27 protein-coding genes are annotated in these 23,194 nt (G+C 50.6%); 17 read left to right on the top strand and 10 right to left on the bottom strand.

What is annotated here, in order from left to right:
- Positions 1-348: 348 nt before the first annotated feature.
- The 10 genes from flhA to KTG14_RS03965 all read left to right on the top strand — a co-directional run bounded on the left by flhA (position 349) and on the right by KTG14_RS03965 (position 8,351).
- Positions 349-2,388, top strand: a complete 2,040-nt coding sequence (flhA, locus tag KTG14_RS04010; RefSeq protein ID WP_216969589.1) for a flagellar biosynthesis protein FlhA — start codon at positions 349-351, stop codon at positions 2,386-2,388.
- Positions 2,385-3,485: a flagellar biosynthesis GTPase FlhF gene (gene flhF / locus KTG14_RS04005; RefSeq protein WP_216969588.1), complete on the top strand. Its 1,101-nt coding sequence runs from the start codon at positions 2,385-2,387 to the stop codon at positions 3,483-3,485. Before flhA ends, flhF begins: the two co-directional genes overlap by 4 nt.
- Positions 3,478-4,335: a MinD/ParA family protein gene (locus tag KTG14_RS04000; RefSeq protein ID WP_216969587.1), complete on the top strand. Its 858-nt coding sequence runs from the start codon at positions 3,478-3,480 to the stop codon at positions 4,333-4,335. Before flhF ends, KTG14_RS04000 begins: the two co-directional genes overlap by 8 nt.
- Before the next feature lie 27 nt (positions 4,336-4,362).
- The gene (locus KTG14_RS03995) at positions 4,363-5,121 is read left to right on the top strand and encodes a FliA/WhiG family RNA polymerase sigma factor (RefSeq protein WP_216969586.1); all 759 of its coding nucleotides are present in this window, start codon (positions 4,363-4,365) and stop codon (positions 5,119-5,121) included.
- A gap of 21 nt (positions 5,122-5,142) precedes the next feature.
- Positions 5,143-5,556 (top strand): hypothetical protein, encoded by a 414-nt coding sequence (locus KTG14_RS03990; protein WP_216969585.1) that lies wholly within the window; start codon positions 5,143-5,145, stop codon positions 5,554-5,556.
- 13 nt (positions 5,557-5,569) lie between these two features.
- The gene (locus KTG14_RS03985) at positions 5,570-6,004 is read left to right on the top strand and encodes a YaaR family protein (protein ID WP_216969584.1); all 435 of its coding nucleotides are present in this window, start codon (positions 5,570-5,572) and stop codon (positions 6,002-6,004) included.
- Positions 6,005-6,033: 29 nt separating this feature from the next.
- The gene (locus KTG14_RS03980; RefSeq protein ID WP_216969583.1) at positions 6,034-6,384 is read left to right on the top strand and encodes a PilZ domain-containing protein; all 351 of its coding nucleotides are present in this window, start codon (positions 6,034-6,036) and stop codon (positions 6,382-6,384) included.
- Positions 6,385-6,475: 91 nt separating this feature from the next.
- On the top strand, positions 6,476-7,234 hold the full coding sequence (locus KTG14_RS03975) for a hypothetical protein (RefSeq protein ID WP_216969582.1): 759 nt from the start codon (positions 6,476-6,478) through the stop codon (positions 7,232-7,234).
- Between the two features lie 27 nt (positions 7,235-7,261).
- Positions 7,262-7,732 (top strand): GNAT family N-acetyltransferase, encoded by a 471-nt coding sequence (locus KTG14_RS03970; RefSeq protein WP_216969581.1) that lies wholly within the window; start codon positions 7,262-7,264, stop codon positions 7,730-7,732.
- Entirely contained in the window at positions 7,722-8,351 is a 630-nt protein-coding gene (locus KTG14_RS03965) for an NUDIX hydrolase (RefSeq protein ID WP_216969580.1), read from the top strand. The genes KTG14_RS03970 and KTG14_RS03965 overlap by 11 nt, the downstream gene beginning before the upstream one ends.
- A 59-nt stretch (positions 8,352-8,410) precedes the next feature.
- Here KTG14_RS03965 and KTG14_RS03960 read toward each other — a convergent pair whose 3' ends face one another.
- From KTG14_RS03960 to KTG14_RS03935, 6 genes are all read right to left on the bottom strand, one after another.
- Complete coding sequence (locus tag KTG14_RS03960; RefSeq protein WP_216969579.1) at positions 8,411-9,193, bottom strand: putative hydro-lyase; 783 nt, start codon at positions 9,191-9,193, stop codon at positions 8,411-8,413.
- A gap of 7 nt (positions 9,194-9,200) precedes the next feature.
- Complete coding sequence (locus KTG14_RS03955) at positions 9,201-9,419, bottom strand: hypothetical protein (protein ID WP_216969722.1); 219 nt, start codon at positions 9,417-9,419, stop codon at positions 9,201-9,203.
- A gap of 22 nt (positions 9,420-9,441) precedes the next feature.
- Positions 9,442-10,212, bottom strand: a complete 771-nt coding sequence (locus tag KTG14_RS03950; protein WP_216969578.1) for a LamB/YcsF family protein — start codon at positions 10,210-10,212, stop codon at positions 9,442-9,444.
- A gap of 2 nt (positions 10,213-10,214) precedes the next feature.
- Positions 10,215-11,189 carry a 5-oxoprolinase subunit C family protein gene (locus KTG14_RS03945; RefSeq protein WP_216969577.1) on the bottom strand — a complete coding sequence of 325 codons (975 nt, stop codon included), beginning with the start codon at positions 11,187-11,189 and terminating at the stop codon, positions 10,215-10,217.
- Entirely contained in the window at positions 11,173-11,871 is a 699-nt protein-coding gene (pxpB, locus tag KTG14_RS03940) for a 5-oxoprolinase subunit PxpB (RefSeq protein ID WP_216969576.1), read from the bottom strand. The genes KTG14_RS03945 and pxpB overlap by 17 nt, the downstream gene beginning before the upstream one ends.
- A gap of 276 nt (positions 11,872-12,147) precedes the next feature.
- On the bottom strand, positions 12,148-12,993 hold the full coding sequence (locus tag KTG14_RS03935) for a transporter substrate-binding domain-containing protein (RefSeq protein WP_374939899.1): 846 nt from the start codon (positions 12,991-12,993) through the stop codon (positions 12,148-12,150).
- A 181-nt stretch (positions 12,994-13,174) separates the two neighbouring features.
- Here KTG14_RS03935 and KTG14_RS03930 point away from each other — a divergent pair, with 181 nt between their 5' ends.
- From KTG14_RS03930 to KTG14_RS03920, 3 genes are read left to right on the top strand one after another with little or no spacing between them, the layout of a single operon-like run.
- On the top strand, positions 13,175-13,825 hold the full coding sequence (locus KTG14_RS03930; RefSeq protein ID WP_308462010.1) for a TetR/AcrR family transcriptional regulator: 651 nt from the start codon (positions 13,175-13,177) through the stop codon (positions 13,823-13,825).
- Complete coding sequence (locus KTG14_RS03925) at positions 13,822-14,727, top strand: ABC transporter ATP-binding protein (protein WP_216969575.1); 906 nt, start codon at positions 13,822-13,824, stop codon at positions 14,725-14,727. Before KTG14_RS03930 ends, KTG14_RS03925 begins: the two co-directional genes overlap by 4 nt.
- Complete coding sequence (locus KTG14_RS03920) at positions 14,727-16,328, top strand: ABC transporter permease (RefSeq protein WP_254177961.1); 1,602 nt, start codon at positions 14,727-14,729, stop codon at positions 16,326-16,328. Before KTG14_RS03925 ends, KTG14_RS03920 begins: the two co-directional genes overlap by 1 nt.
- Before the next feature lie 80 nt (positions 16,329-16,408).
- On the opposite strand, the gene KTG14_RS03915 is transcribed toward KTG14_RS03920, so the two are convergent.
- Positions 16,409-17,098, bottom strand: a complete 690-nt coding sequence (locus KTG14_RS03915) for an LrgB family protein (RefSeq protein ID WP_216969573.1) — start codon at positions 17,096-17,098, stop codon at positions 16,409-16,411.
- A 2-nt stretch (positions 17,099-17,100) separates the two neighbouring features.
- A complete protein-coding gene (locus KTG14_RS03910; RefSeq protein WP_216969572.1) occupies positions 17,101-17,475 on the bottom strand; it encodes a CidA/LrgA family protein in 375 nt (124 codons plus the stop codon).
- 333 nt (positions 17,476-17,808) lie between these two features.
- Here KTG14_RS03910 and brnQ point away from each other — a divergent pair, with 333 nt between their 5' ends.
- Positions 17,809-19,182, top strand: coding sequence for a branched-chain amino acid transport system II carrier protein (brnQ, locus tag KTG14_RS03905; protein WP_216969571.1), 1,374 nt, complete (start codon positions 17,809-17,811; stop codon positions 19,180-19,182).
- Between the two features lie 45 nt (positions 19,183-19,227).
- Here brnQ and KTG14_RS03900 read toward each other — a convergent pair whose 3' ends face one another.
- Positions 19,228-19,890, bottom strand: a complete 663-nt coding sequence (locus KTG14_RS03900) for a GntR family transcriptional regulator (protein ID WP_216969570.1) — start codon at positions 19,888-19,890, stop codon at positions 19,228-19,230.
- Between the two features lie 163 nt (positions 19,891-20,053).
- On the opposite strand from KTG14_RS03900, the gene KTG14_RS03895 reads away from it, so the two are divergent.
- Together KTG14_RS03895 and KTG14_RS03890 are read left to right on the top strand one after the other, a co-directional pair.
- The gene (locus tag KTG14_RS03895) at positions 20,054-20,413 is read left to right on the top strand and encodes a SpoIIAA family protein (RefSeq protein WP_216969569.1); all 360 of its coding nucleotides are present in this window, start codon (positions 20,054-20,056) and stop codon (positions 20,411-20,413) included.
- A gap of 6 nt (positions 20,414-20,419) precedes the next feature.
- Positions 20,420-20,776 carry a SpoIIAA family protein gene (locus KTG14_RS03890; protein ID WP_216969568.1) on the top strand — a complete coding sequence of 119 codons (357 nt, stop codon included), beginning with the start codon at positions 20,420-20,422 and terminating at the stop codon, positions 20,774-20,776.
- Between the two features lie 894 nt (positions 20,777-21,670).
- Here the strand turns inward: KTG14_RS03890 and KTG14_RS03885 are convergent.
- Positions 21,671-21,874: a hypothetical protein gene (locus KTG14_RS03885; protein ID WP_216969567.1), complete on the bottom strand. Its 204-nt coding sequence runs from the start codon at positions 21,872-21,874 to the stop codon at positions 21,671-21,673.
- A gap of 121 nt (positions 21,875-21,995) precedes the next feature.
- Here KTG14_RS03885 and KTG14_RS03880 point away from each other — a divergent pair, with 121 nt between their 5' ends.
- Entirely contained in the window at positions 21,996-23,186 is a 1,191-nt protein-coding gene (locus tag KTG14_RS03880; protein ID WP_216969566.1) for a class I SAM-dependent rRNA methyltransferase, read from the top strand.
- The last annotated feature ends 8 nt before the right edge of the window (positions 23,187-23,194 follow it).

Raw genomic sequence — 23,194 nt, 5'->3', positions numbered from 1 at the left:
GTATTGAATAAATTTATACGCTATAGAGTTTTAAGAAGTAGAACTTTTCAATTCGCCAACTATCAGTGAAATATCTAAGTGTTTGGAGAAGCGTCCGCTCGTAAAACCCTCTGCTCAATAATGCTGCGCATTACTTCGCAAAGATAAGGTCTCACGTAGTTCGACTTTATCTTTCCTGTGGACTAGCGAGACGACCGAGACCCCACAGTGAACGTAGTGAGCGAGGAGGCTTGGGCGCGAGCCCACGGAAAGCGAGCGGTAAGCTTCGGAAAACACGGTTTCCCAGTAATATCCAGAATTATCTTCAATATACATAGCAAACCGCAATACGAAAGAGGAGGAAGCAGTTTGAAATTCAGAGATTATGCGATATTGGTATCGGTGATCATGATTGTCATCATGATGGTTATCCCGCTGCCGCCGCTGTTATTGGATATTTTAATCATGATCAATATCAGCTTGGCGCTGACCATCATCCTGGTGGCGATGAACACGCAAGAACCGTTGCAGTTCTCGATCTTTCCGACGCTCCTCCTGCTGACGACTTTGTTCCGTCTCGGTTTGAACGTCTCGACGACACGCTCGATCCTGACCAATCAAACCGGCGGGCAAGTCATCGAAACCTTTGGCTCGTTCGTGGTCGGGGGCAGTGCCATCATCGGGATCTTGGTGTTCTTGATTTTGGTCATCATCCAATTCCTCGTCATCACCAAAGGTTCGGAGCGGGTAGCAGAAGTTGCGGCCCGTTTCACGCTCGATTCGATGCCCGGTAAACAGATGAGCATCGATGCTGATCTGGGCGCAGGCATGATTTCTGACCGCGAAGCGAAAACACGCCGCGAAAAAGTCGGCCAGGAAGCCGATTTCTACGGCGCGATGGACGGTGCCAGTAAATTTGTTAAAGGCGATGCGATCGCCGGCATCATTATCACCATCATCAATATCATCGGCGGCTTGATGATCGGCGTCGTCGTCCATGGCTTGCCAATTGGTGAAGCGGCGCAATTGTTCACTTTGCTATCAATCGGCGATGGACTCGTCAGCCAAATTCCGGCGCTGTTGATTTCGACGGCAATGGGGATTGTCGTCACCCGTGCCGTGTCGGATGGCAACCTCGGATCCGATATTACCCGTCAATTGTTCGCTTTCCCGAAAATGCTGTACGTCGTCGCTGGAACGCTGATGATGCTCGCAGTTTTTACACCTATCAGTCCGCTGTTGATTATGCCAGTCGCTGGCGTCATTGCCTTTAGCGCCTTTAGGATGCAAAAAACGCTCAACGCCGAGGAAGCGGTTGAAAAAGACAGCGACCCGGGCGAAAAAGAAGCGGCTGATCTGAAAAGCCCGGAAAGCGTCACGGACCTGCTGCATGTCGACGCAATCGAATTCGAATTCGGCTACGGCTTGATTCCAATCGCCGATAAAAACCAAGGCGGGGACCTATTGGACCGTGTCATCATGATCCGCCGGCAATGCGCGATGGAACTCGGCATTGTGGTTCCGGTCATTCGCATCCGCGACAATATCCAATTGCAGCCGAATGAATACGTCATTAAGATCAAAGGCAACCGGGTCGCGCGCGGCGACATCATGCTCGACCATTATCTCGCGATGAGCCCAGGGGTCGATGATGAGAACGTCTACGGTATCGAAACGGTCGAGCCTGCATTTGGCATGCCGGCACTGTGGGTCGATGAAGATATGAAAGAAGAAGCTGAGATGGCGGGCTACGCCATCGTCGATCCACCGTCTGTCGTCTCGACGCATTTGACGGAAATCATCAAACGCCATGCGCATGAACTCGTCGGCCGCCAGGAAGTGAAGTCACTCATTGAAAATATCCGTGACTCTTCTCCAGCTGTCGTCGAAGAATTGATTCCTAACTTGATGAGCATCGGCGAAGTGCAGAAAGTGCTCATGAAATTATTGAAGGAAAAAGTGTCGATCCGCAATTTGCTGGTTGTCTTGGAAACCTTGGCCGATTACGCACCGCAGACAAAAGACATTGATTTGCTGACGGAATACGTGCGACAGGCACTCGCCAGACAAATCACCCGCCAGTATGCGCCGGACAATGAAGCGTTGAAAGTCATCACGGCAGGAGCGAGCCTGGAGAAGAAATTCGCCGATTCGGTCCATCGCACCGAACAAGGCAATTACCTGTCGATCGATCCGGAATCATCCCAGACGATTTTCCAAAAAATCACCGAGCAGGCCGGCCAGCTGCAGCAAAACGGCGTCCAGCCGATCCTGCTTACTTCGCCTGCCATCCGCATCTATATGCGCCAGTTCGTGGAACGCTTTGCGCCGGATCTGCCGGTATTGTCGTATAACGAGTTGGAGCCTGAAATTGAAATTCAAAGTGTTGGAGTCGTGAATATCCCATGAGATTAAAAACCTACCGAGTCACTACGATGCCTGAAGCTATGGTGCTCATCAAAAGGGATTTGGGCGATGATGCCCTCATCCTCAATACGAAAAAAGTGAAAACCGGCGGCTTGTTCGGTTTGTTCCGAAAAGACTGTTTGGAAGTGACCGCGGCGGTTGAAACTATGGAAGAATCGGAGCCAAAATCCATTTCGCCAGTCAACGCGCAAGCGATGCCGGTTGAAGCGCCAGTGGCAAAGAGCCAGGAAAACGATGCGCTGATGGACGAACTGCAAAGCTTGAAGCGGCTCATGATGCACGAAGGGCCGGAAGACCGGTTGCCTGAATCGTTGCGCCCACTGCGAAGCTTGCTGGAAAAGCAAGGCGTGGAACAAGCGGTGCAGACAGAGCTGCTCTCCAAATTGCTGCAGGCATCAGAAAGCGAAGCGCCGGTGCAGGAGGCGTTTCATGCGGAGCTCATCCGCTTTATTGAACAGCATCAACAGGCTGTCAAGGATGACTCGCCGTCAATCGCCTGCTTTATCGGTCCGACAGGCGTCGGTAAAACGACGACCATCGCAAAAGTCGCAGCTGAGCAATTGCTGGAACATAAACGCACCGTCGGTTTAATCACAGCCGATACGTATCGCATCGCAGCCGTGGCGCAATTGAAGACTTACGGCGAAATCCTGGATGTGCCGGTCGAAGTGGTGGAATCGCGCGAACAACTGGCCGGGGCACTGGATGCCTTGAAAGCCTGCGACGTCATTTTGATCGATACGGCGGGGCGCAATTACCAGCAGGCCGAATACATTCAAGATTTACAGAAGCTGCTGCCGGAAACACAGCATATCCATACAACTTTGGTACTGAGCTTAACGGCAAAATATGAAGACATGATCCAGATCATCGGCAACTTCGAGGCGCTGTCGATCGATGAGTTGCTGCTGACGAAAAAAGATGAAACGGCTTCTGCCGGGGTCATCCTTAATTTATTGCATCGCTACCGGATCCCGCTTCGCCGCATCGCGACCGGCCAAAACGTGCCGGATGATTTGGTTGCGGCAACACCTAGGCGTATTGCCGATTACATTGCAGGGGAAGAGCGCCATGCGTGACCAGGCCGTTCAGTTAAGGGAAAAGATGTCCCGCAAAAAAACCAAGCCCAGCCTACGCAATACGCGTGTCCTGGCCGTGACAAGCGGAAAAGGCGGCGTCGGCAAATCGAATTTCACTTTGAATTTTGCGCTCGCGTTGATCGAACAAGGGAAGTCTGTGCTGATTATCGACGTCGATTTGGGATTTGCCAATATCGATATCTTGTTCGGCCATGCGCCGCGCGAAACGATCATTGGCATGCTCGACAAGCAATTGGCGATCGAAGACGTGATTGAGCGCGGCCCGCTCGATTTGCAATTGATTGCCGGAGGGCAAGGGTTTTCAGGATTGTTTGAACTCGATGCTGAAAAAATGAAACGTTTTATGGAAGAGCTTGGCAGCCTGCAAGGAAAAGTGGATTTTGTGCTGCTTGATACGGGAGCAGGGTTGTCCGAGAACAATATGCGTTTTCTGCTCGCGGCCGATGAAGTGCTGTTGGTCACGACGCCTGAACCGACGTCGGTCACCGATGCCTATTCAGTCGTCAAGATGATGCACGCCAAAGACTCGGACCTGGCCATCCGACTCGTCGTCAATCAATGCACCGACGGCAAAGAAGGCCATCAGACAGCCGAAAACTTTGCGGAAGTCGCACAGCGCTTCCTGGATAAAGACATCCGGACGCTCGGCATTTTGCCGTCGGATCTCCATGTGCCGCAATCGGTGAAAAAGCAGGAGCCGTTCTTGTTGGCTCATCCGAGCAGTTCGGCGAGCAAAGCGATGCGCACGCTCGCAGCACAGTATCTGGAGTTGCCGTCGCCGTTCAAGATCGGGCTTCGTGGATTCGTCATGAAATTATTCTTCAAATAAAGGCATAGCGGAAGTGGGGTGGACAGCTTGGTAAATCAGAAATTGTCGAATGCAGAATTAGCGCAATGGGGCAACTGGCAGCAGCATAGGGACCAGGATGCCGGCGATTATTTAGTCGCGAAGTATTTGCCTTTGGTGGATTATGTGATTCAACGCTTTCTTATCAGCCTGCCGAAAACCGTCGATAAAGATGAAGTCCGAAGCTACGCCTACGAAGGCTTGCTGGACGCACTCGATAAATTCAAGCCGGAGAAAGACTGGAAATTCGAAACCTACGCCGCCTGGCGAATCAAGGGGGCAATCATCGACGGCCTCCGGAAAAGCGACTGGCTGCCGCGTTCGTTGCGGGACAAAGTGAAGAAAATCGAAAAAGCGTACGCTGAACTGGAACAGCAAAAAGGCGAAAGTGCCAGTGACCAGGAAGTGAGCGAATACTTGGGGATGACTCCGGCGGAATTGAACCGCGCCGTCTCGGAAGCTGCCTTATCGGCAATGCTGTCGATGGATGACGACCAGTCGAATTTGGAAGAGCGCATGCCGCGTGCGAGTATCGGTTCGCCGGAACGCGAGCTGTCTGGGCAGATGACCAAAGAGGCCTTAGCGAAAGCCATTGCCACATTGCCGGAAAAAGAGAAATTGACGGTTTCGTTATGTTATTTTGAAGAAATGAAGCTGACCGAAATCGCGGAGATTCTCGGGCTCAGCGTTTCGAGGGTGTCGCAATTGCATTCGAAAGCGATGCTCCGGTTGCACGCGGCGATGCTATCAGTCCACGAACATTATTAATCGAAGGAAAGCAGGGAGCAGATGGTAGGACTGTTGATAGTGGTCAGCACTTTATTGTTGTTGCTGAACGTCAAACTGATGATGTCGAGAAAGCTGATGGTCGAGCAGGAATCCGAACGGCTTGAAACGGCCATGGCGGAATTCATTGCAGCCGTCGAACAAGAAAATGATGTCTTATACGATAAATTGATGGACCGGCTAGAGCAGACGGAAGCGAAAATGATGCAATGGGAAAAAACGGATCATCCAGTGGCAGAACCGGCAGGCCCAGCTCTTTCTGCCGATCCGCCTTCCGTGGAAACAAGCCGGCGCGATAAAGTCCGTCAGCTCACGAAACAAGGTTTCTCGGCTGCCCATATCGCTAAGCTTTTGGAGCTGCCGATCGGCGAAGCGGAAGTCGCTGTCCAATTAGAGAAGAAAAGACAGATTCGATAGGTGGGAAATGGAAATGCGTATTGATGCAGCGAGGCCCAGGCCATCAGAACAACCTAATACAAACGTCGCAAAACCGGCAAGCGGCTCGTTTACCGAGGTGATGAAGCAATCCCGGACAGAGCTTCGCCGAGATGCCCTCACGCCGCTATTCTCGCATGTCGAACAGAGTGGCAAACGTCTTGCGGAACATCGGACCTTGGAAAATTTGGTTGCCTATAAACAATCCATCAAACAATTCCTCAAAGAATCGCTTCGCCATGGGATCCAGCTGACCGACCAAGCAGCAGGTAATTTCGGGGAAGGGGCACCGCCTCATCAACTCGTGAAGGTCATTGATGAAAAAGTGATTGCGCTCCAGGATCAATTATTGGATAATGAAGTGGGATATATTGGGATACTGGAAACAGTAGGGGAAATAAAAGGCTTGTTGCTGAATCTTTATATGTAAGCAACATGAGAAAAGGGAGAAGTGCGGCAATGGGGGACAATCGCAGGGAATTTTTTCGTGTATCGTTTATCCGGGCCATCGATGGAAAAGTGGTGGTTCCAGAAAGAGAAGAAGTACTCGTAGACATTTCCAGTCTTAGTGCGGGGGGATTGGTTTTTACTGCCTATCTCGACTTCGCACTGCACGAGCAGGTCATTTGCAGCTTTGAATTGCTGGACGAACCTTTTGAACTCGAAGGGAAGATTATCCGGAAGCTAGCGAAAGAGCATAATTTTGAATATGCTGTGCAATTCAATGCTGGCCAGCGTTCTGTATCAAAGTTATTTCAGCAATTGAATACATATCAAATCCGCAAAAGAAAAAGCGTATTGAATGATTAACGGAAGGCTCCGGCCTTCTTTTTTTTATGCAGGAATATAGATATCTCGAATCGAAAGTAAGGGGAGATGGACGAGGAGAGGGGATTGGGAAATGCGGGCAGGTGAACATCTTCTGAATGTATGGCGGCACTTTGACGGGTTGCCGATGGATAATTTAGTGAAAGCTTGGAATTATGAACGGGCTGGCTTGAAAAAACAGCGCAGTGTCGAGCAAATGCGGGAGCATCGTGAAGCTTACGGGCTTGGCGGAAATTGTTTCGACTTGGCACTTTGGCTGATGGCGGAATTCCGCGAGGCGGGAATCGAGGCATATGCGGTCGGTTCGGAACTCAGCACGGAAGGCGCGCATGCAGCGGTATTGGCGTTCGATGAAAAGGGCAGGCGTTTTTTGTGTGATTTAGGAGACCAGTGGATAGAGCCGATTTTAGTGGACTCGCAAGACCCGTTTTTCTCGGATGCTCCGCAAGCAGGATTTTTTCCGGGAGCGGACGTGCAGTTGTCAGCTGAGTCTGATGGCATGACGATTATCTACCAACGGCCAGGAGGCAAATTGTCTGTACAGAAGTATTCACTGAGTCCAGTCGGCGAAGAAGCATTTTGGCAGGCAGCGGAATATTCGCAGCATCAACTTGGCAAAATACCGCTTATCGAAGTCCGTGTCCCGTTCGAAGGCGAAGTGGCGCATTGGGAATTTGGCAATTGGCGAAGCGAGCTCAGCACGAGTAAAGGCTTATTCGAAGAAGAGCCTGCCCCTTCCTTTGACGCATGGGTGGAGCGCATTCATGAGCGGTCAGGGTATGACCGCGATATAATAGAAGAAGCACTCGCATTTTACAAAAGCATGGACTGAACAAAGCAAGGCAAGGAGGCAAAGCGCATGAACATCAATTCATTACCGAAAGAAATTCAGACGGAGCGGTTGAAACTGGTGCCGATTACGGAAGAACTATACCGTAATTTATACGGCAGCTACGAAATGGGTGCGCATATCAGCCTGCATTTGGATGATTTAAAACAAGACCAGCGGCTTTACGGCTGGGGCGCATGGGTCGCTTTCGATAAATCTGGCGCGCCGGTTGGCGACATGGGATTTAAAGGGCGTCCGGACAAAGCGGGGAAAGTGGAAATCGGCTATGGCGTGAAAGAATTTTACCAAGGAAACGGCTACGCTACAGAAGGCGTGCAAGGCTTGATCGATCGGGCCTTTTCATTTCCGGAAGTGCGGGAAGTGACGGCGGAATGCTACGAAGACAATGCGGCTTCGATTCGCGTGCTCGAAAAACTGGGGTTTGAACGCACCGCACAGTCGAAAGAATTAGTGTTTTGGAGGTTGCGCGATGGCTATTGAAAAAATTGCTTGCGTAACAGAGGATGGCGCGCTGATAGGTGTTGCTACGCGCGATGAAGCCCATCGGCAAGGCTTATGGCATGAGACCTTTCATTGTTGGATCGTGTCGCGTGAATTGGGCCGCACCCTGATCCACCTGCAGCTAAGGAGCCAGGACAAAGCGGATTTTCCAGGGCTTTTTGACATTACGGCAGCGGGCCATATCGCAGCGCATGAAACGATGAAAGACGGCGTGCGGGAAATCGAAGAAGAGCTCGGCTTAGCGCTTGCGTTTGAGCAATTGACGCCGCTTGGAGTAGTACATGATGAGATTTTGCTGCCCGGATTTACCGATCGCGAGCGGGCTTATATTCATCTATACGAAGGAACACAAATCGACTTGGCGAATTACCGTTTGCAGCCAGAGGAAGTCGCGGGGATGGCCACCGTTGATTTCCAGGCATTTTTCGAATTGTGCATGAAGCAAACGGAGACCATTGAAGCGCGTGGATTTATTGAAACACAAGAAGGCAGGCATCTATTGAAGCAAAAGCTCGGTTTGTCCGATTTCGTGCCGCATCAACCATCGTATTGGAAGCAAGTGGCGATCCGCATCCGCCGTCAGTTGATGGATAGTTAAGCAGAAAAATAAAAAGTGCTTGTATGGAATATTTCCATACAAGCACTTTTTTTAGTTTGTCAAAACACGCTGAAGTCTTCTGATTTCAAATCAGTGATGAACATATGCCCAGGTGCATGAGTGATCATCAAAGAAGGTTTGCTTTCCATCGCGACAGCTTGTGGCGTGACGCCGCAAGCCCAAAAGACCGGTACTTCACCGGGCTTGATTTCCACCGCATCGCCGAAATCGGGCTTTGTGATGTCTTGGATGCCGATCGATTCGGGATTTCCGATATGGACGGGAGCGCCGTGGACGTTCGGAAAGCGGCTCGTCACTTGGACCGCGCGCACGATGTCTTGTTCTTTGATCGGACGCATGCTGACGACGGTCGGCCCTTGGAAGCGGCCGGCTGGAACAGCGGGAATCGATGTCTTGTACATCGGTACGTTGCAGCCTTGTTGCTGATGGCGCATCGGGATGCCGTTTTGCGTTAGTGCTTCTTCGAATGTAAAGCTGCAGCCAAGCAGGAATGCGACCATATCATCTGTCCATAATGGCCGGATATCCGTCGTCTCTTCCGTCAATACGCCGTCCCGGTAGATGCGGTATTTGGGGATGTCGGTGCGCAAATCGGCGTTCGGCGCGGACAGTGCCGGCACGAACGAACCGGGTTCTGTGACGTCGATGACCGGGCAGGATTTTGGGTTGCGCTGGCAGAACAGCAGGAATTCAAACGCCATGTCTTTTGGCAAGATGGCCAGATTCGTTTGGATGAATCCTGGGGTAAAGCCGGAAGTCGGTGATTGGAATTCGCCTTTTCGGATGGCGCTGCGCAGCTCTTTTGGAGACGTAAATTGCATGCTTCCTTCACTCCTTATTTAAGATGCCGTTCAATAGCATGTAGCCGTCCAGCCAGGACATGGGGATAACGATGAAGATGTCGAATCCGAATGAAGCCAATATGGTTTCAGTGAAAACGGTCGTTTGGGTCAAGAACCCGGGCCCGATAGCGGAAGTCGCCATCAGCAAGGCAGCGCCGAGCAACACGATGCGATTGGTGTTTTTCACCTTTTTGACATTGTTCATGGAAGTGCCTCTTTAGGCGGTGTTAAACGATTTTCTGAATATGTTGGATAGCGATTCCCGCCTCTTTCAAGGAGCTGGAAATATGCAGCGCGAACTCTTTTGCGGTTTTGCCATCGCCGTGGATGCAGATCGTTTCTGCCTTCAAAGCGGTTTCGGTGCCTTCTGTGTTGATGACTTTGCTTTCTTTGACCATGCGGATGACTTGCTGGATCGCGGCATCTGGATCGGTGATGAGCGCATTGGCCTGGCTGCGCGGAGTGAGTGTGCCGTCCGGTTGATACGTGCGGTCGGAAAACACTTCATTGGCGGTGCGCAGGCCGATGCGGTTGCCGGCTTTGATGATTTCGCTGCCCGACAAGCCAAACAAAACCAGTTCGGGGTCGATTTTATAGACCGCTTCTGCGATTGCTTCGGACAGCTTGGCATCGCCTGCGGCCATATCGTACATGGCGCCGTGGGCTTTCACGTGTTGAAGCTTTCCGCCTTCTGCTTTAACAAAACCGTACAGTGCACCAATTTGGTAAATGACAAGATCATATATTTCCTGTGGTGTGACAGCCATGTTGCGCCGCCCGAAACCGGCAAGGTCCTGAAGTCCTGGGTGCGCACCGATGCCGACGTTTTTATCGAGCGCAAGCTTAACGGTTTCGCGCATCGTCGCCGGGTCGCCTGCGTGAAAGCCGCAAGCGATATTGGCGGACGTGACGTAATCGAGAATCACTTTGTCGTTGCCGAGTGAATACGTGCCGAAGCTTTCGCCCATGTCGCAGTTCAAATCTACTGTATGGTTCATATTTATTCCTCCCGTTTCAGATGGATAGCGATTTTCAATTGGCGGATCTGCTGTTCTTGTTCAATATAAAGCTGCTGTGCATCATTGACGGATATATGGCGGAATTTCAGCGATTCGCCGGGTTTTAATTGGCTGATCAGCGGCAAGTCGACCGCTGCGACTTGGCCGATTTTCGGGTAGCCGCCAGTTGTCTGTCGGTCGGCTAAAAGAACAATTGGGTTGCCGTCTGCCGGCACTTGCACAGAGCCGAACGCAACCGCTTCCGAAATCAATTCTTCCTGCTTCTCAAGTGCCAGTTCAGCACCTTCCAAACGATAGCCCATGCGGTCTGAACTGGCCGAAACGGTGAAAGTTTTTTCGAATATACGTGAGCGGCTCTCTTCATTGAAGAGGGTGAATTGCCGTCCCGGCATCATCCGGACGATTGGTTGCTCGTGATAGGGAACAGGCGGGATGAGCCAGTCAGGCGCCTGTGCGTTCTGGTTTTTTAAGGCTTCCAGGCGCCCGGCAGGAAGAGGGAGCGTCTTCAAGACGTCGCCATTTTTTAAGGCGCGCCCTTCGAAGCCGCCGATGCCTGCCCGTAAATAGGTCGAGTGGCTGTCCATGACAGGCGGCACGTCAAAGCTGCCCGCCACGGCCAAATAACTGCGTGCGCCGCGCTTTGGCTCGCCGAACGACAAGACACTGCCTCTTTGGACGAAATGGCCGCGCCACATCGGGAGCGGCTGACCGTCGAGCAATGGAGACAAATCACCTCCGCAAATGGCGATGAAATGGTCGGCTTCGAACTCGATGACCGGGCCGGACAAGGCAATTTCCAAAGTCGGAGACGTTTCCGCATTGCCCGCGAGCAGGTTGGCGACGCGGTGGGCAAACGGGTCCATGACGCCGCTTGCGATAATGCCGTAGCGCTGGAATCCGGTGCGGCCGAGGTCCTGGACCGCTGTCTGCATCCCACCTTTACGAATGTTCAGCATCTCGCTTCGCCTCCTGTTCATGGTATTCGGCTTCATCGATTTGCGTGAAGCGGATTTCATCGCCTGCGCGCAACAAACTCGGAATGTTTTGTTCCGGAATGAACAGGCGCAATGGCGTTCGGCCGATCAACTGCCAGCCGCCAGGTGTTTCAATCGGATAGACGCCGGTTTGCATGCCAGCGATTCCAACGGTGCGTTCCGGGATGCGCAAACGCGGTGATTTCCTGCGCGGGGCTGCAATTTTTTCGGACATGCCGCCGATGAATGGAAATCCTGGGGCGAAACCGATCATGTGCACGCTGTAGATGCCGGACGTGTGGATTTTTACGACTTCTTCTTCAGTAAGGCCATTATGCTCTGCGACAAAGCTGAGATCAGGACCGAACTCGCCGCCGTAGCAAACGGGAATTTCGATTTTGCGCGGGGCCGGGGCTTCGACATCATCCAACTGTGCGATTAAGAGATGCAGTTCTCGTTCAACTTCCGCTTGCTTGAGGCGGCATGGGTCGTAGAAAACCGTCACGGTCGTGAACGCCGGGATGAATTCGATTAACCAGTCCGGTGCCTCTTTTTCCAGAATCGCCGCTAGTTTGCGAACGGCTTGTTCCGACTCTTTATTGATGTTGGTGCCGGTTTCGATGACCAGCGCTTGTTCGCTGAGTGGGGAAAATGTGAATACCAAAAAGTTCACCTCATCTGCAGATTATTCTGAATACTTTAATAGTATAATACTTCTCACTGGTGAATGAAAGTGGAGAAAAGTTGGAGTTTAGCAAGCACGACTGCCGATAAATCAGTAAAACTATCGAAATGAATCAATAATTTGACTTGATGAATAAGAGGCTTACGGGAGTGGGAAAGGAAAAAACTTCTAAAAAGGTAAGAGGAATGTTATTAAAATAATAGCATTTTATAAAAAACCCGATGGCCGCAGAAGCGGACATCGGGTCAGTGGAGGTTATTCTTCAATTTCAATCGGCTGGGTCACATCGGCTCCGTCGAAAAACTCGGCGGAAAGTTCAGCGATGGTGCCGTCTTCAAGCATTTCATCTATCGCCTGGTTGACGTTTTCGACCAGTTCGTCATTGCCTTTGTTCATGACCATGCCGCCTTCAGATGGGCGGTATTTGATCGTCGGGTGGATGACGATGTCGAGTTCCGGGAACGCTTCGATGGCGAGCGTCTGCAAATAATAATCATTAAGGATAACATCGGTGCGGCCGATTGCCACATCGCGCAAATAGGTTTCATTCGTGGCGTTGTCATACGTCACTTCTTCAGCGCCGTATGAACGGGCTGTTTCCATATAGACGGATGTCGAAGCGCCGGCTGCTTTTTTGCCTTCGAGATCTTCGAGTGTTTCGATGCCGGAAAGGTCGCCTTCACGGACGATAGCAGTACCGTACGAATATTTGAACGGAGTGGAGAACACAAATTTCTCCTTGCGGTCTTCATTGATCTCGATATCGTTCGCGGCGATATCGACTTGGCCTGTCTGGACCGATGTCATCATCTCGTCAAAGCCCATTTCAGAGAATTCGACTTCGAGTTCAAGGCGTTCGGCCATTTCGCGGACGACTTCGACTTCAAAGCCGGTCAATTCATCGGTGCCTTCCTCGCGGTACGAAGTCGGGTAAAGTGTGCCGGATGTCGCAACCGTCAATGTGCCTTGTTCTTGAATCTCGTCCCAGGCGCTTGCCGTGTCAGCAGTTTCTTCGCTATCGCTGCCGCATGCGGACAAAGTAAGTGCTGCGGCTGCAGTGAGTGCGGCGACAGAAAACTTAGGGGTCATGATTTTATTCAAAAGAAGCTCCTCCTGTCTTGTCATACTTATGTAAAACATAGCATGATAAGCGCTTTCAGGAAAGCTAGAATGCTCTTGGAAAATAAAGTTGTAATTATCTGATTTTTAAATTTGACCAGGGTGGTCGAACACTGTATATTTAAATCGACCAGGGTGGTCTAATGGCACGTGAGAAGCGGAGGTGGACATTATCATTGCACGGTTTGAAAGTTTGGAAGCAAGCAAGCAATACACCATCCGCCAGGCAGCGCTTGAGGAGTTTGCGGCACATGGCTACGACAAGGCATCGACCAACCGCATCGTTAAAACAGCGGGGATCGGCAAAGGAATGTTGTTTTATTATTTCACCAGCAAGCAGGAGCTCTATGAGTATTTGGTGAAGTATAGCCTTGAATTCATCCAGAGACGCTATTTGGATCGAGTAGACGCAGAGGAACCGGATTTGATCGAACGGCTCACGCAGCTTGCCCGCCTGAAAATGGAAGCCCAAGCGGAAAATGAAGAAGTGTTCAAGTTTTCGGCCATCTTTTTGCAAGAAAGCAAAGCGCATTTGCCAAAAGAGCTGGCGGCAAAAATAGAGGAATTGAAGCAATTCGGTTACAGCCTTATGTATGATGGCATCGATACTAGCCGGTTCCGTAAAGATGCAGATCCGGATAAAGTGTTTCATTTGATCCGGTGGTCGATCGATGGTTACCAGCAGGAGCTGCTTGCCAGATTGACGGGGCAAAAACTTTCCGAGATTGATTTCGCGCCGTATTGGGAAGAATTCTATGAGTATTTGGCCATATTGAAGAAGAGCTTTTACGAAACGGAGGAGGAATCGCGATGACAGTCGTCAAAACACAAGGGCTCAGTAAAACCTTCGGAGATTTCAAGGCGTTGGATGGCGTTGACATCGAAGTGAAAGAAGGCGAAGTATTTGGCTTTATCGGGCCGAATGGGGCGGGGAAGTCCACGACCTTGCGCGTGCTGCTTGGCATTTTGAAAGCATCCGAGGGCAGCGCCGAGATTTTCGGCAAAGATGTTTGGAAAGATGCGGTCGATATCCATAAACGGGTGGCGTATGTGCCGGGTGATGTCAATTTATGGCCGAACCTGACCGGCGGCGAAGTAATCGATTTGTTCGGTAGACTACGCGGCGGCTACGATAAGAAACGGCGCGATGAACTGATCAGCCGGTTCGGGCTCGACCCAAGCAAGAAATGCCGGACCTATTCAAAAGGCAATCGCCAGAAAGTGGCGCTGATCGCCGCCTTTTCCGCTGATGCCGATCTCTATATCTTTGATGAGCCGACTTCAGGCCTCGACCCGCTGATGGAGCGCGTATTTTCCGAATACGTTGACGAAGCGAAAGCACAAGGAAAGAGCATCCTGTTATCGAGCCATATCTTGTCGGAAGTGGAAAAGCTATGCGACCGCGTGGCGATCATCCGCAAAGGTCGCATCATCGAAACCGGGACCCTCAAGGAAATGCGCCATTTGACTGGTTCCTTGATGTTCATTGAAACCCATCAGCCGATACCAGATTTGGCAGAACTTCCGGGCGTACACCGTGTGCAGGCGTTCGACGGGGGCTGGTCGTTCCAAGTGGACAGCGATGAGCTTGATGCAGTCGTTCGCCATTTAAGTGCGTTCGGCCTGAAGCGGATGGAAAGCCGTCCGCCAACCTTGGAAGATTTGTTTATCCGCCATTATGAAGAAACCGAGACAGGAGCAGGGGGTGGCGTGTGATGAGCCAGCTTTTTGATCATACGTGGAGTTTGATGCGTTTTATTTTGCGGAGAGACCGCGTCCGCCTGCCCATCTGGATCTTGTCGTTCGCTTTTGTATCGGCAGGTGTCGTCCTCGTCTTCGAAAATTTATACGGAGATGATATCGAACGCCAAGCTTTAAGCGAAACGATGGAAAATCCGGCGATGATCGCCATGGTCGGGCCTAATTACGGCGGAATGGACTATACGACAGGCGCTATGACGGCACATGAAATGCTGTTGATGACGGCCGCTGTTGTGGCGCTGATGAATATCTTATTGGTCAGCCGCCATACGCGAGGCGATGAAGAAGAAGGGCGGCTGGAGCTGGTACGTGCGCTTCCTGTCGGCCGGTTGTCGACTACGGCAGCAGTTTTAGGCGTGCTAGCGGGTGTCAATGCCTTACTCGCTTTAGTGACCGGAGTTTCGATGGCAGCTCTTGGAGTCGACAGTGTGGATTTTCATGGCTCGATCTTGTTTGGGGCAGCACTTGGCGCCACGGGCTGGTTGTTTGCCGCGTTCACGACCGTCATTGCGCAATTGACCCAGAATGCACGGGCTACGACCGGATTGTCGATTGCCGCGCTGCTCGCATTTTACATGATTCGTGCAATAGGCGACGTCATGAGCGAACCATTGGCACTCAGCTCTCCGCTCGGATGGATTTTGCGTGCCAAGCCGTATATTGAAAACGAGTGGTGGCCGGTTGGGCTGTCGCTCGGCTTGGCACTCGCTCTCTCTATCCTTGCCTTGTATTTAAACAGCATCCGTGACCATGATTCGGGCTTTTTGCCGACGCGTGCCGGACGCACTACGGCTTCTAGCATGCTGCAGGGGACGTTTGGTTTAGCATTTCGCCTTCAACGCACGAGCCTGATTGCTTGGGCAGTTGCCATGTTTATTCTGGGCGCTTCTTATGGCTCCGTGCTTGGCGAAATCGAAAGTTTCTTCGATGATATCGATCTTTTCCAGCAATTGATTGTCCAGCAGGCGGGATTTAGCTTGATCGAATTGTTCATTCCTGTGTTGTCATCAGTCATGGCCATTTTGGCTTCAATCCCAGCGATTATGGTGGTATTGAAAATTAAGACAGAAGAAAAGAATGAGCGGATGGAGCACCTGGTGAGCCGCTCGGTTTCCCGCGTGCGCCTTGTTTTCAGCTATTGGCTCCTAGCTTCATTGACTGCCGTCACGATGCTTGCGATGACCGGGCTTGGACTCGGCATTGCGGGCAATAGCGTATTAGAAGACAGTTTATCGTTTAACACCTATCTCGGCGCGCCGCTAGCGTATTTGCCTGCGGTGCTAATCATGATCGGGCTGGCCTTAGCATTTATTGGCTACTGGCCTAATATTGCGAGTTTCCTCTGGCTTTACTTAGGTGTATCATTTTTTGTCGTCTACTTGGGAGAATTGCTGCAGCTTCCGGAGTGGGTGGAAAAGCTAACGCCATACGGACACATCCCAGCGATTCCATTGGACGAGGTCAATTACGGTATGCTCGCATTGATGGTCGCAATCGCCGCAGCCTTGGCGCTGGCAGGTGCCTATGGCTTCCGCCGGCGTGATTTGCAAAATTGATGGCTAACTGAATGGCAGCATATATAGAAGGAGAGATGAAAAAAATCCCCCGCGCGATAAAGCGCTGGGGATTTTTAGGTTCATAATAGCAACCAGGCGGCGAGCGGGCTGAGCAATGCGCCCAAAACGGCGGCCAAGGTCATCGCCACGGAACTCATAGAGGCATCCTCCGGGCCGTATTCGAACGCTTTCGCTGTACCAAGCCCGTGGGCAGAAGCGCCCAGGCCGATGCCGCGCCCGATTGGGGAATCGATGTTCAATAAGTGCAGCAAATATGGCCCGAGCAGGATGCCAGTGAAGCCGGCGACCATAACGAATACAGCAGCCAGCGACGGGATGCCGCCGATGGTTAATGCCACTTGCATAGCCACAGGAGTAGTCAATGATTTCGGCAAGACCGTCAAGATCAATTCTTCCGTAAAGCCGAGCCAGCGCGTGAAGAGCGTGCCACTGACCAGACCTGCGACGACGCCGGCGGTAATCCCCGCCGCGATCGGGACCAGGTTTTTCTGGAGCAATTCACGATGCTTATAGAGCGGGACAGCAAGCGCGACCACAGCCGGGCCGAGAAAAGCCGCCACCCAGTCGCCGCCTTCCATATAGGTCTCATAAGGGACATCGAACAGGATCAAAATGGCCACCAGCGCTACCGTCGAGGTAATGACAGGATTCAAGGGCGTTTTACGAAAGCGCATATAGAGGAAATTGGCGATAACATAAGTTGCTACGGTCAGGACAGAGAACACAATGGCGGAGGAAGTGAATGCCATGATTACGATTCCTCCTTTTGTGCTGCGCTTCGATTCGCGATTTGCTGGCTAACAAATCCGGCGGCGGCCATCGTGATGAGCGTACTGATGATCACGATCGGCAGCAGCAACACGCCTTTTCCGGAAAACAATGGGCCGTAGTTAACTACACCGACCGTGGCCGGAATGAAATATAAGGAAAGAAAGCTTAATAAAAAAGTAGCGCCGGCGTCTATCCATTCGAGGGGATAAATTTTCAGCAATAAAGCGCTGAACAACAGCAAGAAGCCGATGATGCTTCCGGGCATCGGCAACTGGAGCAAAGCTTGAATAGCTTCGCCAATCAGCAAAAAGCCGTACAGGACAAGCAATTGCAAAACGATGCGTACGATCTTCATGGGGCACCTCCGCCTTCCGGACAGTTTGGGAAAACGATGGACGTCTTCATATATGTAGATATTTTACAGCAATGGATTGGAAATGCGAGCCAATAGTTCGTGAACTGAGGCGCAGTAACTGTAAGTAAAGGAAGAAAATGTTATAGCGCAAAAGCTCTTTACGCCAAGATTTCTAGCGGATAATGAAATTTTCCGAAAACAATAATTTAATGCTTGCATTTTGTAGAGGATGTTGTACTATTACCTTATGCAATATATCGCATACAATTATTCGTTGATAGTATTTTGATATATAAAAGAATGAATATTCAAAAAGTGAAGGAGATAGTAAGTATGGACAGCAAATTATCGATGAAGGCTTATCTTATCATTGGGACAATGCTTTTCGCATTATTTTTCGGAGCAGGGAACTTAATTTTCCCGGCACAACTTGGCCAATACGCAGGCGAGAATGTTTGGTTGGCAATGGCCGGTTTCTTGACAACTGGCGTCGGTTTACCGCTTCTCGGTATCTTAGCGATCGGCTTTTCGAAAAGCCGCGACTTGCAAGATCTCTCGAGCCGCGTTCATCCGGTGTACGGCTTATTGTTCACTGCCGCGCTTTATTTGACGATCGGACCGTTCTTCGCATTGCCGCGGACAGCAGCCGTTTCTTATGAAGTAGGCATCGTGCCATTCATCGGTGAAGGATCAGTCGCGATCGGCTTGATTGTCTTCTCGGTGATCTTTTACGTGATTTCTTTATTGCTATCATTGAACCCGACACAAATGGTCGACAGCATTGGCAAATTCTTGGCTCCGGCCATCTTGGTCGTTCTTGGCATCTTGCTAGTTGCCGCGTTCGTGTCTCCGATGGGAGAAGCTGGCCCTGCACAAGAGGGGTACGCAAGCGGTGCCTTTTTGACTGGATTTACGGAAGGGTATAACACGATGGACGCGCTCGCTTCTCTTGTGTTCGGGATCATCGTCATTTCAGCCGTCCAGAAAATGGGCGTCACTTCATCGAGTGGTTTGCTGAAGGCGACACTTTGCAGCGGGGCTGTAGCAGCTGCGTTGTTGGCAGTCGTGTACACAGGAATCGCGTTTCTTGGCGCAACCAGCACTTCGCAACTGGGCCTTTTGGAAACCGGAGGTCCGGTTCTGAGCGGGGCTTCTGAACATTATTTCGGTACGTTAGGCGCTATGCTGTTGGCAGTGATCATCACCTTGGCATGTCTTACGACCGCGGTCGGCTTGACTGTCGCCACTTCAGAATTTTTCCATAAGCTGACGCCTGGCATCAGCTACCGGACCTATGTCTTTATCTTTACGGTGTTTTCATTGGTCGTCACCAATGCTGGACTTTCGAATATTATCACCTATTCAATTCCTGTATTGATGTTCTTGTATCCACTCGCAATTGTCCTGATTATGCTGGCGTTTATGTCACCACTTTTCAATCATAGCCGCATCGTTTATGTATCGGCTATCGGCGTGACTTTCTTCATCGCGATCATCGACGGATTGAAAACCTTAACGGGTTCGCTTGGCATGGGAAATCCAGCATGGCTCCAAAGCATCGTCGACTTTTATGCAGAAGTTCTGCCGCTTTATGGCGATGGACTCGGTTGGTTCGTGCCAGCTTTGGCTGCCATCCTCATTTCAGGCATTGTCGCCCGTTTGAGAAACCGCAGGGCGTCGGAATCACCTGCATTTACCAATCGCTAGAAAAAAGCTGTTTCCAACGTGTCCAACACGGTGGAAACAGCTTTTTTAAATGCCTTTGGAAGCGGTCAGTTCTTCGATGGTGCGGACCCAGTTGGATTTCATCAAGTGTGAAATTTTTTCAGCGTCTCCGGCTTTGAGGGTTTCGATAATTTCAATATGCTCGTCATGGGAACGCATCGTCAGGACAAGGGAATGATGGAAAAACTGTCTGCGGACGTGTGATTGAAGCTGGCCGAGAATGGAATCTATATATGGATTGCCGGCTGCATCCACGATGATTTGATGGAACTCCTCATCGATTTTCAATGCAGAGAACGAATCGCTATTGCGAATAGCACGCGCAAATTTTCGGTTGGTTTCTTCTAAAAGCCCAAAAATCTCAGCGGTCAAATTAGGAATGGCCAGTTCACCGGCAAGTGCTTGTAGCACGGCAAGGGGAGGCAGGAGATGTTTGATGTCTTCGATATGGATATCCGTCACGCGTGTAGCTTTGCCAGGAAACATTTCAATGAATCCTTGCACTTCAAGAAGCTGCAGAGCTTCTCGAATCGGTGTCCGGCTCAAATTAAGAGCTTCAGCGAGTTCAGTGTCGACCAGTTTCTCGCCAGGCTGTAAAGTACCATCGATGATCCATTGCTGCAATTGCAAATGGGCACTTTCTTTAGCGGAAACGCGTACCGGCCTTGTATGGTCTACAGGAATCGGCATAGTAAATCTCCTTTCGAAATTATCTGACTCCATTATACACTAATCTGTAGAGCAGTAAAATGCAGAATGCAATATATCTAAAACATGGATTTCTTAAGGTCAGTTTGATGCCTGCTGTAAAGGGAATAACAACACCATCAGGAAACTTTAAGGAGGAGCCGCCATGTTATCATTCGTTACCAGTAAAGACGAACAAACCTTTGCTATCGAAGTCGAAGGCAAGGTGACCAAAGACGATTTGAAAAAATTCGATAATGTCGTATTCGAGAAATTCCGCAACGATGAGAAATTCAATGTCTATGCTGTAATCGGCGATATCGATGCCCCTACAGCAGGCGCGATGTTCGAGGAGCTCGCCATCGATGCCAAGCGGTGGACCCAGTATAATAAACTCGCAATTGTCAGCGAACAAAATTGGCTCGATAAAGCATCGGGCGTTATCGACAAACTTCCGGGCGTTCAAGCTGAATATTTCCCGATCGACCAGATGGAGCAGGCTTGGGATTGGATAAAGGAGAGGTGAAGAGACATGTTGTCAATTGTACCGAGTAAAGACATAGAAACGATTGCGATTGAAGTGGAAGGGCGTGCCAGCAAAGCCGACATTGAGAAATTGGATCATGTCATCCGCGACAAAGTGAGCGAGAAAGGCCATTTCAATATGTATGCGATCATCTATAAAGTAGAAGATTCGACTTTGTTCGATGCAGCAGACAGTGCAGAAATCGATCGGCATAGCTGGAGCCAAGCGCGCAAGTTCGCGGTTATCAGTGAAAGAGACTGGACCTCGGCAGCGAGCGGCTGGCACGGCTTCGCGAACGGCCTGGAAACACGCCATTTCAAGCTCGACGAAATGAACGATGCATGGGAATGGATGCAAGAATAACCAATGAATACAAAGCGTTCCGCGTTACTGCGGAGCGCTTTTTTCTGTTGAGAGAAATGTTGAGAACAAAGTTTAGAAAGCTTGGAATTAAAAGAAGTGATTAAAAAAGTTTCTGTTTATCGACTGCGTTGCAGGGGGCTGCTTGCCGTGGGGCGGGTGTTGAGCCAACGTGCCGCAAAGGACGCGACACGATTGTCTCGCCAGCCCGCACGGTCCCACAGGCGTCAGCCCCCTTCCACTCCGTCTCTAGTTTAGAGGGGAAGAAAACTTCTTCTGTCCACTCGATGGGGGAAATGAGGAGATGCGTCATGGTTTGTAGCTCGTATCATTTGGATCAAAGAGAATGCGATTTTCAATCCTCATCTTCCAACAAGATATTCGGTTCAAGCACCAACGTGCCAGACGCTGCATCATAGGAAGTGATTCCCCCACTAGCCGGCAACTAGTTACAGAAGCAGATCTGATTAAACATAAGAAACTCAATGAAATCTCCCAGCCGCCCAGCGACAAGGGTGAGCCGACGCAGGAAGACAGGCGTTCTTCCTGGCTTACTGCTAAAGGCCAACCCAAAGCACGGCGGCGAATAGTAGGTGACTTTAGAACAACGCCCAACACACTTACACAAATAAACCCTCGCTATCTTCACCTTTACTTCATCCTGGGAAGCGATTTCCCCGCTAGCCGGCAACTGACTAAAGAATCAGATTTGATTAAACATACTCGAATCAACGAAATCTCACAGCCGCCCAGCGCCAAGGATGAGCCGACGCAGGAAGACAGGCGTTCTTCCTGGCTTACTGCTAAAGGCCAACCCAAAGCACGGCGGCGAATATCTCGATGAAGCTTCATTCGAAACATCCTAGCATTTCCGCAAACTAACCCTCACTAACTTCACTAAGCTTCTTCAATGTGCACAAGCTCTGCACGCACGATGTGGAAGAGGTTCAAGACAATCGTCTTGCCCGCTGCATCTTCTACCGGAAATAGGCTGACGGCAATGCCGATGAAATGGTCTTCAAGCGCGCCTTCAATGCGGATGCCTTCCAGCATGTCTCCGTTGGTCAGCAGGATGTTGTAGATGTAGAATTTCTTTTTCACGACGGCTCCTCCTTTCCTTATCCAATTCATTGAAAAGGGCATTTGAAAGTGGGCAGGGCGATGGATTTCCTTTACACTGATTATAATGCAAAACGCAACGGCATAGATAGGATGAGGAATTGTGAGAAACGAATTGACGGCAACAGTGAAAGATGTTTTGAGAAATGAATTGGCGAAAGGGTCTCCACTCATCACAAAAGACGGATTAATGAGTGAAATCGACGCGCCGGAAGGAACCTTACTGCGCCTTGTCGATAAAGACGGGGAACATTTGGGCACTGGCTATTACGGCGAGCAGAACAAGGGCGCCGGCTGGGTGTTGACGAGAAACCAGGACGAGGCAGTCGGCCAAGCCTTTGTTGAACGCAAGCTGGAATTGGCATTCAGCCGCCGCGAGAAATTCTTCAACAATCCAGAGACGACCGCTTTCCGTGTCTTCAACGGCGAAGGAGATGGCTTCGGAGGGTTGACGATTGATTACTACGCAGGATTCTATCTGCTGTCCTGGTATAGCGAAGGGGTCTACTCGTTCCGCGAGGACGTCGTGGCCGCTTTGGAGAACGTAGTGGAATGCACCGGAATCTATGAGAAAAAAAGGTTCGATACGAAAGGCCAGTATATCGAAGACGATGATTTCGTATCGGGCGAGCGCGGAGAATTCCCGTTGATTGTTAGAGAGAACGGCATGAATTTCGCGGTATATTTGAACGACGGCGCGATGACTGGCATTTTCCTCGACCAGCGCGATGTGCGCCAGGCGATCCGCACAAAATATGCGGAAGGCAAAAGCGTGCTTAACACTTTCTCCTATACGGGAGCGTTTTCAGTGGCGGCGGCGCTTGGCGGTGCCGACAAAACGACGAGCGTGGATCTCGCGAAGCGCAGCTCAGCCAAAACCATCGAGCAGTTCAGCATTAACGGCATTGATTTTGACGAGCAGGACATTTTGGTCATGGATGTCTTCAATTATTTCAAATACGCCAAGCGCAAAAACTTAAGCTTTGATCTGGTCGTCCTCGATCCGCCAAGCTTTGCGCGCTCGAAAAAGCATGTCTTCAGTGCGGCGAAAGATTATACCAATTTGATGAAAGAAACAATCGATATTACGGCGCCGGAAGGCTTGATCGTCGCTTCCACCAATAGCGCTTCGTTCAATATGAAGAAGTTCACCCAAATGATCGATAAAGCATTCAAAGATAAAAATCAGAAATACAAAGTGGTGGAGACGTATAGCCTGCCGGCGGATTTCCATGTCGACCGGAGATTTCCAGAAGGTGATTACTTGAAAGTGCTATTCCTCCGTTTACTGTAAGGCGGGCT

The sequence above is a fragment of the Planococcus sp. CP5-4_YE genome (assembly GCF_019042655.1).
Lineage (GTDB): Bacteria > Bacillota > Bacilli > Bacillales_A > Planococcaceae > Planococcus.
This window is presented reverse-complemented; position numbering and strand designations above follow the sequence as displayed.